Genomic DNA, 14,175 nt, shown 5'->3' on the forward strand with positions numbered 1-14,175 from the left:
CAAAAGGCTTTAAAAGGGCTCAAAAATTTCAAAATGCACTTATGAATACATCCTTAATAAACAAAACAATTGCTTTTGTAAAAGAAAAATTAAACGATGCTGAAGGCGGACATGATTGGTTTCATATTGAACGTGTTTATAAAAATGCTTTGCTAATTGCAAAAGATACAGATTGTGATATTACAATTGTACAGCTTGGTGCTTTATTGCATGATATTGCCGATAGCAAATTTCATAACGGCGACGAAACCATTGGTCCAAAGACAGCACGTGCGTTTTTAGAAACAGAAAATGTTTCAGAAGACATAATTCAGCATGTTGTAAATATTATTGAAAATATCTCTTATAAAGGCGGAAATTTTGAAAAGAAGTTTTCTTCTGTCGAATTAGATATTGTTCAAGATGCGGATCGTTTGGATGCAATAGGAGCTATTGGCGTTGCGAGAGCGTTTAATTATGGCGGATTTAAAAACAGAGCTTTATACAATCCTGAAATTGCTCCAATAACTAACATGACAAAAGAGGAATATAAAAAGAACAATGCTCCAACTATTAATCATTTCTACGAAAAGCTTTTACTTTTGAAAGACAAAATGAATACGGAAAAAGGCAAAGAAATTGCAGCTCAAAGACATTATTTTATGGAAACCTTTCTAGCCCAATTTTATGCCGAGTGGGAAGGAGTAAAATAGTTTTCGAGAGAGAATTCATTTCAAATAAACAAAAAAGCAACTTCAAATTCTGAAGTTGCTTTTTTGTTTTAAATGAGATTCTATTTTAATTACAAGAACTTTTAATATTGATTTATAATTTGAATTTTAAAAGGCACATTATCCCGAAAGCGCACAAAAATCCAAAAGAAAACCATAATAATCTAGCAACTCTGTTGTCTCTTACAATTTCTTCTTTTTCAAAGTTTGTCATTTTAATGTAGTTTTATTGATGTAAAAATAAATTTACCATTCATTATAAATGCACACTAAAAGCTTTAAAATCATTAAAATAAGACATTTTTTATTTTAGAAAAGCTTTATGAAAAACAAAAAAGCTTCACAAAGAATTTTAATCTCGTGAAGCTTTTTGAAATTTCTCTAGAATGTTAGGATGTCATTATCTTTTTTAAGAACATCCACAATTTCCATCTCCGCAGTCTTTTTTCTTTTTAGAGTTCCAGAAGAATTTCTTAATAAGAAATGCAATGGCAAATCCTAATATGGCGAAAGCTATAATTTCTTGAATCATGACGCTTTATTTTAATAGTTGATATGCGATTAAAGCAGTAAAATAGGCAAGTCCACTCATAAATACCAGTTGCATTGCCGGCCATTTCCACGAGTTGGTTTCTTTTTTTGTAATGGCTAATGTACTTGCACACTGCATTGCAAAGGCATAAAACAGCAATAATGAAATTCCGGTTGCAAAATTAAATACTTTTTGACCTGTTTCAGGATGAATTTCCTGTTGCATTTTGCTTTTTATAGTCGATTCGTTGTCCGTATCACCAACGCTGTAGATGGTGGCAAGTGTTCCAACAAAAACTTCTCTCGCTGCAAATGAACTGATTAATGCAATCCCGATTTTCCAATCGTAGCCTAAAGGCGCAATTGCTGGCTCGATTGCTCTTCCCATTAGTCCGATATAAGAGTTCTCTAGTTTTTGCGAAGCGACTTCATTTTCAAACTGAACTTCGTTTAGTGTAGTTTCTGCAAATTTTTCTTTCACAATGCTTTCGGCTTCATTAAAATCTTTTCCTGGACCATAAGAAGCCAAAAACCATAAAATAACAGAAATGGCTAAAATGATTTTCCCGGCGCCCACAATAAATGCTTTGGTTTTCTCCACAACATTGATTCCGACATTTTTAAAAAGAGGTAATTTATAACTTGGCATTTCGACTACGAAATACGTTTTTGATTCTAATTTCAAAACTTTATTCAAAATATAAGCGGATAGAATTGCAGTTGCAAATCCAAGAATATAGAGAAACATTAAGGTTAATCCTTGAAGATTCAATATTCCAAAAACGCGTGTACTCGGAATTACCAGCGAAATAATAATAGCATAAACAGGTAATCTTGCTGAACAAGTTGTGAATGGCGTTACCAAGATTGTAATAAGACGTTCTTTCCAGTTTTCAATATTTCGGGTTGCCATAATTGCCGGAATGGCACAGGCTGTTCCTGAAATCAAAGGCACAACACTTTTTCCTGAAAGCCCAAACTTGCGCATTATTTTATCCATTAAAAAAACAACACGGCTCATATAACCGCTTTCTTCTAAAATTGAAATGAACAAGAATAAAAAGGCAATTTGTGGAATAAAAATAATAACGCCGCCAATTCCCGGAATAATTCCCTGCGAAAGTAAATCGGTTAAAATGCCACTTGGTAATGTTTCGGCAGCCCAAGCGCTTAAAGATGCAAAAGTGCTGTCAATGAAATCCATAGGAATAGTTGACCAGCTGAATATCGATTGGAAAATCAAAAATAAAATCGCAAAGAAAATAACGTAGCCCCAAACTTTGTGCGTTAAAACGCGATCCAGTTTTGCACGAATGTCTTTTGCCATTGATGCATCGACTTTTAATCCTTCTTTTAAAACGTCGTTGATAAACTGATAACGTTTGATAGTTTCTTTTTGCTGAAGACGTTTTAATTCAGAATGTGATTTGGTAAAAGTGCTTCTGATTTCATTTCTGTCCAAATTCGAAAAATTGACATCCTGTGTAATTACAAGCCAAAGTTTGTACAACAATTGATTCGGAAATGCGTGTTGGAGTTTTTTGAAATATTCTTCGTCAATTACCGAAGCGTTAAGGCAAGGTTCATGCGGAATGGTTTTGTACGAAACAATTAATTCCTTTAAAGCATCAATTCCTAAACCTTTTCGAGAACTTACGAGAGCAATTTTAGTTTTTAATTTTTCTTCTAAAAACGGAATATCTAATGAAATTCCTTTTCTTTCCATACGATCGGACATGTTTATCACTAAAATCGTCGGAATTTCAAGGTCTTTTATTTGAGTGTAAATCAGTAAATTTCTTTTCAGATTTTCGACATCTGTCACCACAACGGCAACATCCGGATATAATTTGTCGTTTTTATTTAGCAAAAGTTCAATAACTACGCTTTCGTCCATTGAACTGGCATTCAAACTATACGTTCCTGGTAAGTCTAAAATATTGGCTTTGATGTTATGGGGAAGTTTGCAAAATCCCATTTTTTTCTCAACCGTAATTCCGGGATAATTCCCAACTTGCTGATTTAAACCAGTCAGTTGATTGAAAACCGAGGTTTTTCCCGTATTTGGATTTCCGATAAGGGCAACATTAATATTTTGAACACTCATTATAAATTGCTTTTGATAAGTTCAACTTCAATTTCACGAGCTGTTTCGATACGAATCGCAACGTGCGAACCGTTAATATCTAAATATAATGGATCTCCAAAAGGAGCAATTTGTAATAATTCGACTTCACTTCCCGGCAAACAACCCATTTCTAATAATTTTAGAGGAATAAGATCGATATCAAAATCTTTGATAATGGCTTTCTCGCCTTTTTTCAGAGTGTGAATTGTATTTTGCAAGCTTATTTAGATTGAGTTTAGATTGCAAAAGTAGGCAATAATTCTTTATTTCAAGGTATTTAACACTTTTGAATATGCTAAATCTTTCTAAAATTAAGGGATTTTACTCTTTACACAAGAAATCGATGTCTTCTAAAAGACGTTTGATTTCTTCTTTGTTAGTTCCATCATAAAAACCGCGAACACGTCTTTTTTGATCAACCAAAACGAAATTCTCCGTATGAACCATATCATACAATTGATCTGGTCGGCCAAGTTTCACTGCTAAATAAGATTTTCTGGCCATTGTGTAAATCTCTTTTTTGTCGCCGGTAACCAAATTCCATTTGCTGTCTACAACACCATATTTTATGGCATATTCTTTTAAAACTGAAACGCTGTCGACTTCAGGAAATACCGTGTGTGAAAGCAGCATTACTTTTGGGTTGTTTAAAACTGCTTTCTGAACATCAACTAAATTGGTTGACATTTTTGGACAAATAGAACCGCAAGTTGTAAAAAAGAAATCGGCAACATAGATTTTTCCTTCGTAATTTTTTTGAGTGATCGTATCGCCATTTTGGTTTACGAACGAAAAATCAGCAATTGTGTGATATTTGCTTTTATATTGAATCGTACTGTCAACTAATTCTGGATTTACATCAGACGGATTGTAAATTGGAAGTGTTTTTTGTGGTTTTAAAGCCGAATAAAATAAGGATATCGTAACAACCGAAAATACAATTAAAACAATAAAGAATTTGCGGTATTTATATAGAAGCGATTTCATAAAAATAATTTGGCGCAAAAATACAAAAAGAGCATTTTAAAATACTTACTCTTAAAGCTTTTTAACAGCTTATTAGAATTTCATTTAAGCTTTGTTTTTTCGGATGGATTTGTTCACGAGATATATTCCTGACAAAGTAACCACACTGCCAATAATTATAGCTTGTGTCAGCATTTCTCCAAAAATAAAAAAGCCTAAAACCATAGCTATAATCGGATTAATGTAAACATAAATACTGCTGATTTCTGTTGGAAGATGCTGCAGTGTATAGATGAAAGCAATGAAAGTTAATACGGAACCAATGATTACAAGATAGCCAATTGCCCACCATGAAGTGGTTGGAATTTTGGCAAGCGAAATATTCATCTCCAAAGGCTCAGTAATTCCGTAAAGTATGAAACTAGAAATCAACATTTGAAGACCTAAACTGAAATAAGGATTAAAGCTTGCTGCTTTCTTCTTAATAAACAAAATTCCAAACGCCCATGTGATGGTTGAAATAACCGTCAAAAGGATTCCGAATTGAAAATCGGGTTTGAAAAAGTCAGTTAAATGATCAATGAAAATAATACAGATACCACCAAAACTGATTAAAATTCCTGTTATGGCAAGTTTTGCAACTCTTTCGCCATTGAAAAAGTTAATAATGATAATCCAAATTGGAAAAATAGCACTGATTATTGCACCAAGTCCGCTGCTGATGTATTTCACACCCCAAGTACTTAAACCATTGCTGCAAACAAAATTCAAGAAGGCAAGAATCAAAATGGTTATCCACTGTTTGCCTTTTGGCCAAGGTTCTTTTTTCAAAATAAAATAACCAACATAGATTAGTCCGGCTAAAAACTGACGAATCATGGCCAGTTGAAGTGCTGGCATATGTTTTACACCTTCTTTTGATGCAAGCCAGGTTGTTCCCCAACCAAAACTTACCCAGCATAAAGCTAAAATTGGAAGTCCAATTGCGTCAACTTTTCCTGAAACTGCATTCTGAATTTTTGCTTTCACTTTGATGATTTTTCTTTTGACAAATATTCCAAAAACAATTCCAAAAATTGAGTATAAATCTCACAAATTATTGATGAAATTTTTAGCTGTATTCTATTCGGAAATTTAATATTAAAGAAGAGTTTTAATTATTGGAAAATTTTAACATAGTATTCAAAATAATAACAATATGTTTGTATATATACTAAAACAATAAATTATAATGATTAAAAAGCTTACTAAACCAATGTTTTGTGTAGTTTCTGCAATGTTAACGATAACAGCAGTTCAAGCTCAAGATGCAAAACCAAAAGAACCAGGTATCAATATTGCCAATATGGATACCAAAGTAAGTCCAAGCCAGGACTTTTTTCGTTATGTAAACGGAGCTTGGTTAGACAAAACTGAAATTCCTAGTGATAGAAATTCATGGGGAAGTTTTAATGAATTGCGTCAAAAGACAGACGAGAATTCACTTGCTATTTTGAAAGAAGCTTCGAAAAACCCGAAGTATAAATCAAATACTGACCAAGGTAAAGCAATCGCTTTATTTAACACTATCATGGATACTGTTGGAAGAAATAAAAGAGGAGTTACACAACTTCAGCCTTATTTGAAGAAAATCGACGCTATTAAAAATGTTTCGGATCTTCAAAACTACATTACTGAAATGCAACTTTCTGGCGGATCAGGTTTCTTTGGAGTATATGTTAGTGCTGATGCAAAAAACAGTAATAAAAATTCTGTGACTTTAGGGCCTGGAACTCTTGGTCTATCTGATAAAGATTACTACAATTCAGATGATAAAGATTCTAAAGAAAAACGTGAAAAATACGAAGTTCACGTTGCTCGTATGATGCAGTACATTGGAGAATCTCCTGCTAAAGCAAAAGAAAGTGCAAAACAAATTTTGGCTCTAGAGGTTGAAATGTCTGCTCCAAGATTGGATCGTGTTGAAAGAAGAGACAGAAGAAAACAATACAATCCGACAGCTGTTGCTGATTTGAAAAAGAATACACCATCAATTCAATGGGAAAAATATTTCACAGGAATTGGAATGGCAAAATTAGATACTGTAAATGTGGCACAGCCTCGTTACATGATCGCTTTAGAAAAGACTTTTACTGAAAAGAAAGTAGAAGCTTGGAAAGAGTATTTAAAATGGTCTTTATTAAACAGAGCTGCTTCAACTTTGACTACAGATATCGAAAATGCAAACTTTGATTTCTACGGAAAAACATTAACTGGAGCTTTAAAACAACGTCCACGTGAGGAAGTTGCTTTGCAAGTAATCAACGGAGCAACTGGTGAAGCTTTAGGAAAACTTTATGTAGAGAAATTATTCCCTGCTGAAGCAAAAGCAAAAGCAAAAGACATGATTGCTAATGTAATGTTGGCTTATGAAAACAGAATCAATGCGTTGCCTTGGATGTCTGCTGAAACTAAAGTTAAAGCTATTGAAAAATTAAAAAAATTAACGGTTAAAATTGGATATCCAGACAAATGGAAAGATTATTCAAAATTAGAGCTTAAAGATGTTAAAGAAGGCGGAACGTATTTTGATAATATGAAAAATATTTCAAAATGGGCTTACGCCGACAATTTATCTAAACTTGGAAAACCAGTTGATAAAACAGAGTGGGGTATGTCTCCGCAAACAGTTAATGCTTATTTCAACCCATCTTATAACGAGATTGTTTTCCCAGCGGCGATTTTACAGCCACCTTTCTACAATTACCAAGCTGATGCTGCTGTAAATTATGGTGGAATTGGAGCAGTTATTGGACATGAAATCTCTCACGGTTTTGATGATTCTGGTGCTCGTTACAATGCAGATGGAAATTTAGTTGACTGGTGGACAGCTGATGATTTAAAGCAATTTACTGCTCTTGGAGGAGATCTTGCTGCGCAATACAGTGCTTTAGAGCCATTGCCAGGAATTCACGTTGATGGTAAATTTACTTTGGGTGAAAACATTGGAGATTTAGGAGGAACAAATGCTGCTTACGATGGTTTACAATTATATTTGAAAGCAAACGGAAATCCAGGATTAATTGACGGATTTACTCCAGAACAGCGTTTCTTTATTTCTTGGGCTACTGTTTGGAGAACAAAATCTAGAGATGAAGCAATTAAGAGCCAAGTTAAAACAGATCCGCACTCTCCAGGAATGTACAGAGCGGTTGTGCCAATTAAAAACTTAGATGCTTTTTACCAAGCTTTCGGAATTAAACCAGGAGATGCTATGTATCTTGAACCAGAGAAAAGGGTTAAAATCTGGTAATCTTATAAATATTAAAACGGCGCTGAATCAGCGCCGTTTTTTTTTATTATTTAATAGCAATATAAATGTCAACCTCAGCATTTTCAGGATTTTGAGCTTTTGCACCATAAACTTCAAAATCGCTCGTAAAAGTTCGTCCCAGATTTAATTCCCAGATTTTTAGCCATTCGTTATAGACAATTCCATCTGCCAAATTCCCTTTTGGTGTGAATTTTTCATAGTTAGAATTTGGAATTGTTATTCCCGTCATTTCTTCGGGAATACTATTCAGATTGTCTACCACACAGCCTAAAATTGTGGTATAAGGTCTAGTGTGATCTTTTTCGTAATCGGTATAAATGCAAATGATATCTTGCGAAATTTTGTTTGGAATTTTCTCTGCAATGGATTCTGATAAAAAATTGTTCCAAAGTGCCGGAATATCTTTTGCTGATTGCCCATTTTCATTTGTTGTTCTAATTGAAATCCCGATTACATTGAATTCTTGATTGTACATTATGTTTAAATTTATTGGTTGATGACCCAAAATTAAATCCGAGTTGTGACAACAGTATGTCATCAGTATCAATTAACTTCAAGATTTAACTTTTGCGAAAAACTGTATAAATAAAAAACGACGCTATAATAAGCGTCGTTTTTCATTTTATGATAAGATCAAGTTATTTTGAATAACTGTAAATATAAGCTTCTATAGCTTTTAATTCCTCATCAGACATTTCTTTGGTTACTGCAAAATTAGTCTGCATTACAGCAAATTGACTCGGATCAACAATTGGATCTGCGTTTCCTTTTAAGAAAGTGGCAATGTCACCTTTTTTGTCTTTGTAAATTTTTGCTATTTCCTGAATGCTTGGACCAATAACTTTTTGATCAGGCTGATGACAAGAAGTGCAATTTCCTCTTCCTTCAAAAATTTCTTTTCCTAAATCAACTGGAGTTGTGGCTTTCGCCGATTCGCCTTCGGAAGAAGTTTCTGTTGTACTTTCAGATGACTTTCCGAAAGGTTCCTGACTCTCTTTTTTGCATGAAGCAAATGCTAAAACGGCTGCTAAGAATACTGCTTTTTTCATTTTATTTATTTAAAATTACTGCAGCTTCTTTTGCAAAATAAGTTGAGATAATACTAGCCCCCGCACGCTTAATGCAATAAAGTTGCTCTATCATAATTTTATCATGATCAAGCCACCCTCTTTCTGCTGCGGCCTTTACCATTGCGTACTCACCAGATACTTGGTAAACCGCAACTGGCACATGAACGGCATTTTTTACCTCACGAACGATATCCAAATAAGCCATTCCCGGTTTTACCATTACGATGTCTGCACCTTCTTCAACGTCTAATAATGCTTCGCGAATTCCTTCAATTCTATTCGCATAATCCATTTGATACGTCTTCTTGTCTTTTGGGATATTTTGTGAATCTACCGGAGCAGAATCTAACGCATCTCGGAACGGTCCGTAAAATGCAGAAGCATATTTTGCACTGTAACTCATAATGCCAACATTATGATGGCCGTTTTGTTCCAAAGCTTTTCTAATTGCCAAAACTCGTCCGTCCATCATGTCGCTTGGCGCTACAAAATCGGCTCCGGCTTCAGCATGGCTTAAACTCATTCTTGTTAAGGCGTCAACAGTTGCATCGTTGATTAATTGACCGTTTTCGATAATTCCGTCGTGACCATAAATGGAATACGGATCTAAAGCCACATCAGGCATTACAATCATTTCCGGAACTGCATCTTTAATTGCACGGATTGTTTGTTGCATCAAACCATCTTTATTCCAAGCCTCGGTACCTTTATTGTCTTTTAAATTGTCGCTTACTTTTACGTAAATATTTACCGCTTTGATTCCTAAATCCCAAGCTTCTTTTACTTCTTTGATTGTGTTATCCAACGAATGACGATAAATTCCAGGCATTGATGGAATGGCAGATTTTATGTCTTTTCCTTCGGCAACAAACATTGGAAGCATAAAATCCTGCGGACTTAAACTTGTTTCGCGAACTAAAGAACGAATAGATTCATTAGTTCTTAAACGGCGGTTTCTTTGTAATGGGAACATTTTAATTTGTTTAAAGTTTAAAGTTTCAGGTTTTATCCTGAAAATATTCATTTTTTGTGTTTTATTTTCTAAAGCTTTTATGTAATTGAAGCTTTGTAAATTTCTTTAATTGTGCTACTTAACTCGTTATTAAAATCGGTATCAGATTGTCCGGCTGAAAGTCCTTCCGATAATGCTCTTGAGAAACTGGCAATCAATCCGTGATTTTGTGACAACTTTTCATTGGCCTCATCACGAGAATAACCTCCTGATAGCGCAACGACACGAACTACATGTGAGTCAGCCATTAAATCACTATAGAAATTATTCACGGTTGGAATCGAAAGCTTCAGCATCACTTTTACATCTTTATCAAGTTTGTTAAGTGCTTTTAAGATTTCTTCTTTTAAGATTTCTTCTGATTTTTCTTTATCTGAACTATAAATATCAACTTCCGGTTCGATAATCGGAATTAATCCTTTTTCGAAAATTTGTAAACCAACTGCAAATTGTTGTTCAACAACCTCTCGAATTCCGGCTGGATTTGCTTCTTTAATTACTGAACGCATTTTAGTTCCAAAAACATTTCGTTCTACAGCTCTTGTCAGTAATTCATCTAAATTAGAAATCGGCTTCATGATTTGAACTCCGTTTGAAAGATCAGCAAGTCCTTTGTCTACTTTTAGAAACGGAACGATGTTTTTCTTTTCCCATAAATAATCAGCCGTCCATTGTCCGTCGATTTTGCGGTCCATTGTATTTTCGAACAAAATTGCCCCGAGAATATATTGACTGTCGAAAGCTGGACTCTTTATAATTCTTGTTCGCATTTCATGAACAAGTGTGTACATTTCTTCATCATTCGTGTAACTGCTTTCCTGTACACCATATTGTGCTAAAGCTTTTGGAGTACTTCCGCCACTTTGATCAAGTGCGGCGATAAAGCCTTTTCCGGAATGCATACGATTTAATTGTGCCGTTTTTACATCTGTCTTTTCCATAATAATGATTTTTAATTATTAGAAATCCCTGCTTATGCTTGTTTTTGCTATTTTGAAGCCTTTTTAAAGACCTATTTTCTCATTTGCCTTGTCGTATACTTCTTTTATCTTTTTTGGAGGATCAAATCGATAACCTGCAGAAATTTTTAAAGTCACAATATTATCATTCAATCTCGGATCTACTTTTTCGTCCTGATCAAAGGTTACCGCATTGAGACTGGCAAAAGCAAAGAAACGATCTTGATTATAAGCTAATTTTAAATTTAGATCGGCTTGATATAACGCTGAGGTATCTCCGTCAACATCATTAATTCCGGCACCCAAACCAATCCCTGCTCCAATTAAAACGCGATCACTTATTACAAAATTATAAAAGTAAGAAGGCGTTAAAGTAAATCCGTAAATATCTCCAGGTGTTGTATCGGGCGTATTTAGGTCTATGTTCGTGTAATAAAAAGAAAAATTCGGAATAAAACTTCCGGAACTTTTGGTTTGCCATTCGTTTTGGTTTACCAATGCTTTAAATGAGAATTTGTCATTAAAAACATAGGAAGTCGATCCGCCAATTTTTGTACTTCGCATATTGGGCATTTGTGCAGTAAAATTATCATCACTGACATAAAACCCTTTTTGATTGATAAAAGTTAAGGACTGCATCCATTTTTTATAATAAAAACGGGTGTTGAAATTAAAATTTTTAGAATGGGAATCTCCCGTATTTCCACCAAGAAATTTCGGAGCAAAACCAATCGTAATATCAATAATCTTGTAATTTAAACTAAAACCGATTTGCTCTTTGCGATTGGGAATAAGATCAAAATATATCTTCGGATCCTGATTATCTGATGTAATCTGAAAACTATTTGAAGTGTCTAAATAATAAACACTGGCCGTAATTTTATCATTATAGGATTTAAAATAGGGATTTTGCAAAGTGTCATTTTGAGCGAAACACCCAAAAACACTTGCAAAAAACGCTATATAAATCAGTTTTACATCCATTCGCGTGGGTTTTCTAACACATTTACCAATTTCTCTTCTTCGCTTCCTGCTTCTGCATGATGATCGTAAACCCATTGCACATGCGGAGGCAAACTCATTAAAATACTTTCGATTCTTCCATTCGTTTTTAATCCGAATAAAGTTCCTTTGTCATGAACCAGATTAAACTCGACATAACGGCCACGACGGATTTCCTGCCAGTTTCTGTTTTCTGGCGTATATGCTAAATTTTTTCTTCTTTCTACAATTGGAACATAAGCTTCAAGGAAACTATTACCAACCTCAGTTACAAAGTTATACCAATTTTCCATTGACATTGATTCATTTGCTTTGCAATAATCAAAAAATAAACCTCCAATTCCTCGAGCTTCATTTCTATGTGCATTCCAGAAATACGAATCACACTGTTTTTTGTATTTCGGATAAAACTCGGGATTGTGTTTGTCGCAAGCCGTTTTACAAGTTTGATGAAAATGTTTCGCATCTTCTTCAAACAAATAATAAGGCGTTAAATCTTGTCCGCCACCAAACCATTGTTCGATTACTTTTCCAGATTCGTCATACATTTCAAAATAACGCCAATTCGCGTGAACTGTTGGAGTCATTGGGTTTTTTGGATGTAAAACCAAACTTAATCCGCACGCAAAAAAATCGGCTTCGCCAACATTAAACATCTTTTGCATCGTTTCTGGAAGTTTTCCATGAACGGCAGAAATGTTTACACCACCTTTTTCGAAAACATTTCCGTTTTCAATAACACGTGTTCTTCCGCCGCCGCCTTCCGGACGTTTCCAAAGATCTTCACGGAATTTCGTTGTTCCGTCAACAGCTTCTAGTCCAGCGCAGATTTGGTCTTGTAATTGTTGTATGTATGCGTAAAATTTGTCTTTCATTGTAAATTATATTCTGATTTAAGTAATCCGAAGTAAACGGTGTTCTGTAAGGTGCCATCACCGTTTCTAAATTCGTCTCTTAAAATTCCTTCTTGTTTAAAATTATGTTTTAATGCAATTCGCTGGCTTGCTATGTTTACTTCTGAAGTACATATAAAAACTTTGTTCATTTTCAATTCATTGAAACAAAAATCAAGTGCATCAGAAACCATTTTGGATGTAATTCCTTTTCCTTGAAAATCTTCGTCAATAAAATAACCTAATTCACATTTTGAAATGCGGTAATCAATAGTTTTTACACACAAATAACCAATTAGATTATTTGTTTTTATATCTCGGGCGAAGAAATAATATCCTTCACTATTTCTTTCCTTGTCTTTATTAACGGAGATAAAATTTTCTGCTTTTTCTGGTGAGTCAGAATTAGCTAGCGTTACAGGGAAAGTTTTTCCAATGTGATTTTTATTCTTATCAATCAGTTTATAAAACTCTTTAGGAAGAATATTTTCAATTCGGTCTGTTTTCCAATCTGTAAAACTCATTTTTATTTGTTTTTTAGAGAAGCAATTTTAGTATTGATTCCGAAAGAAAAAACTTTGCTTTCTGCCTGAATATATTGATAAACGGCCAAAGCCTTATTATCTAAATTATAGTTTTCAGTTTTAGAAAATTCGACTAAAATATCGGCAAATTGTTCTAATTGCTCCCAATCAAAGGAAAAACGAATCAAGAAAGTAATTAAATCTTCATTCGAAAAATCAATTAAATTTTTAAGGTTTAATCCGAATTCTTTGAGTTGATTTTCAATTTCCGTTTTTTGTAAAGCATTCAAAGGATAAGGTACAAAAATGAGAGTTCGTAACGTTTTAAGAACGTTATCAATTCTGATTTTTTCTTCGTCTCTTAAACCTTTGTTGAGCATGTTTTTTAGTTTTCCTGCAAGGTTTCCAAAACCTTGTAGGTATTTCTTATTATATTTTAAATTCCGATATTATAAAAATATAAGCCTACAAGGTTTTGGAAACCTTGCAGGATAGACCTGAATTATTCAAAAGTATAAGTTTCATTTAGAAACTCATTTTTCTGATTATGACAAAAGATGAAATTTTCGAAATCTCCAAATAAAGTCAAAACTTCATCTCGTTCTATTTTTGTTTCCCGATTAGTTACAAAAGCTCGAAAAGACGAAAACTTAAAGTCTTCAAAATCTAAATCAAAATGATGTCTCGGATTTAAATGAACATAAACAATCAATCGTTTTAAATAATTTTCATCTTTTAAATTTATTCTTTTAAAGTGCTTTTCGAATAAACTTCCTGTTCTGTTGGTATATTTATTAAACGCCTTTGCATAAGAATTAAATAAGTTTGAAAATGCTTGTGTAACGTCTTTTTCTTCAGTATTTAATCGAATAACCAAGTGAAAATGATTGTTCATCAAACAATAAGCAAAAATGGAAATTTTATCCTCCAAATATTTTGCTAATTGGTTTAAGAAATAAAGTTTATTAGCATCATTTTCAAAAATATTTGTTCCATTAATTCCTCGATTATAAATATGATAGTAACAATCTTTTTGCAATACTTCAAGTTTCATTCTTTTATAATCT

General features: G+C 33.7%; 16 protein-coding genes. 2 read left to right on the forward strand and 14 right to left on the reverse strand.

Annotation, left to right across the window (positions count from 1 at the left end; genetic code table 11):
- Positions 1-41 precede the first annotated feature (41 nt).
- A complete protein-coding gene (locus tag GQ47_RS20685) occupies positions 42-692 on the forward strand; it encodes an HD domain-containing protein (protein WP_035653485.1) in 651 nt (216 codons plus the stop codon).
- A 427-nt stretch (positions 693-1,119) separates the two neighbouring features.
- Here GQ47_RS20685 and GQ47_RS23505 read toward each other — a convergent pair whose 3' ends face one another.
- The 5 genes from GQ47_RS23505 to GQ47_RS20705 form a co-directional block, all read right to left on the reverse strand.
- The gene (locus GQ47_RS23505) at positions 1,120-1,242 is read right to left on the reverse strand and encodes a FeoB-associated Cys-rich membrane protein (protein ID WP_152561069.1); all 123 of its coding nucleotides are present in this window, start codon (positions 1,240-1,242) and stop codon (positions 1,120-1,122) included.
- A 6-nt stretch (positions 1,243-1,248) separates the two neighbouring features.
- Positions 1,249-3,348, reverse strand: coding sequence for a ferrous iron transport protein B (gene feoB / locus GQ47_RS20690; RefSeq protein WP_035652601.1), 2,100 nt, complete (start codon positions 3,346-3,348; stop codon positions 1,249-1,251).
- Positions 3,348-3,587, reverse strand: a complete 240-nt coding sequence (locus tag GQ47_RS20695) for a FeoA family protein (RefSeq protein WP_035652602.1) — start codon at positions 3,585-3,587, stop codon at positions 3,348-3,350. The genes feoB and GQ47_RS20695 overlap by 1 nt, the downstream gene beginning before the upstream one ends.
- A 103-nt stretch (positions 3,588-3,690) precedes the next feature.
- Entirely contained in the window at positions 3,691-4,356 is a 666-nt protein-coding gene (locus GQ47_RS20700) for an SCO family protein (RefSeq protein ID WP_035652604.1), read from the reverse strand.
- 84 nt (positions 4,357-4,440) lie between these two features.
- A complete protein-coding gene (locus tag GQ47_RS20705) occupies positions 4,441-5,364 on the reverse strand; it encodes a DMT family transporter (RefSeq protein WP_035652606.1) in 924 nt (307 codons plus the stop codon).
- A 202-nt stretch (positions 5,365-5,566) separates the two neighbouring features.
- Here GQ47_RS20705 and GQ47_RS20710 point away from each other — a divergent pair, with 202 nt between their 5' ends.
- Positions 5,567-7,627 (forward strand): M13 family metallopeptidase, encoded by a 2,061-nt coding sequence (locus GQ47_RS20710; RefSeq protein WP_035652609.1) that lies wholly within the window; start codon positions 5,567-5,569, stop codon positions 7,625-7,627.
- Positions 7,628-7,673: 46 nt separating this feature from the next.
- On the opposite strand, the gene GQ47_RS20715 is transcribed toward GQ47_RS20710, so the two are convergent.
- The 9 genes from GQ47_RS20715 to GQ47_RS20755 all read right to left on the reverse strand — a co-directional run bounded on the left by GQ47_RS20715 (position 7,674) and on the right by GQ47_RS20755 (position 14,162).
- Positions 7,674-8,123: a GyrI-like domain-containing protein gene (locus tag GQ47_RS20715; RefSeq protein ID WP_035652611.1), complete on the reverse strand. Its 450-nt coding sequence runs from the start codon at positions 8,121-8,123 to the stop codon at positions 7,674-7,676.
- A gap of 163 nt (positions 8,124-8,286) precedes the next feature.
- The gene (locus GQ47_RS20720; RefSeq protein WP_035652614.1) at positions 8,287-8,697 is read right to left on the reverse strand and encodes a c-type cytochrome; all 411 of its coding nucleotides are present in this window, start codon (positions 8,695-8,697) and stop codon (positions 8,287-8,289) included.
- A gap of 1 nt (position 8,698) precedes the next feature.
- Entirely contained in the window at positions 8,699-9,691 is a 993-nt protein-coding gene (gene hemB / locus GQ47_RS20725; protein WP_035653487.1) for a porphobilinogen synthase, read from the reverse strand.
- 77 nt (positions 9,692-9,768) lie between these two features.
- Entirely contained in the window at positions 9,769-10,671 is a 903-nt protein-coding gene (locus GQ47_RS20730; protein WP_035652617.1) for a fructose bisphosphate aldolase, read from the reverse strand.
- 63 nt (positions 10,672-10,734) lie between these two features.
- Positions 10,735-11,673: a DUF4421 family protein gene (locus GQ47_RS20735; RefSeq protein ID WP_035652620.1), complete on the reverse strand. Its 939-nt coding sequence runs from the start codon at positions 11,671-11,673 to the stop codon at positions 10,735-10,737.
- Positions 11,664-12,566, reverse strand: coding sequence for an oxygen-dependent coproporphyrinogen oxidase (gene hemF / locus GQ47_RS20740; protein ID WP_035652623.1), 903 nt, complete (start codon positions 12,564-12,566; stop codon positions 11,664-11,666). The genes GQ47_RS20735 and hemF overlap by 10 nt, the downstream gene beginning before the upstream one ends.
- Positions 12,563-13,108 (reverse strand): GNAT family N-acetyltransferase, encoded by a 546-nt coding sequence (locus GQ47_RS20745; protein ID WP_035652626.1) that lies wholly within the window; start codon positions 13,106-13,108, stop codon positions 12,563-12,565. Before GQ47_RS20745 ends, hemF begins: the two co-directional genes overlap by 4 nt.
- Before the next feature lie 2 nt (positions 13,109-13,110).
- Positions 13,111-13,488, reverse strand: coding sequence for a hypothetical protein (locus GQ47_RS20750; RefSeq protein ID WP_035652628.1), 378 nt, complete (start codon positions 13,486-13,488; stop codon positions 13,111-13,113).
- Positions 13,489-13,610: 122 nt separating this feature from the next.
- Positions 13,611-14,162, reverse strand: a complete 552-nt coding sequence (locus GQ47_RS20755; protein ID WP_035652631.1) for a transposase — start codon at positions 14,160-14,162, stop codon at positions 13,611-13,613.
- Positions 14,163-14,175 lie beyond the last annotated feature (13 nt).

Origin of the sequence: Flavobacterium sp. ASV13 (genome assembly GCF_000745775.1) — a bacterium.
GTDB lineage: Bacteria > Bacteroidota > Bacteroidia > Flavobacteriales > Flavobacteriaceae > Flavobacterium.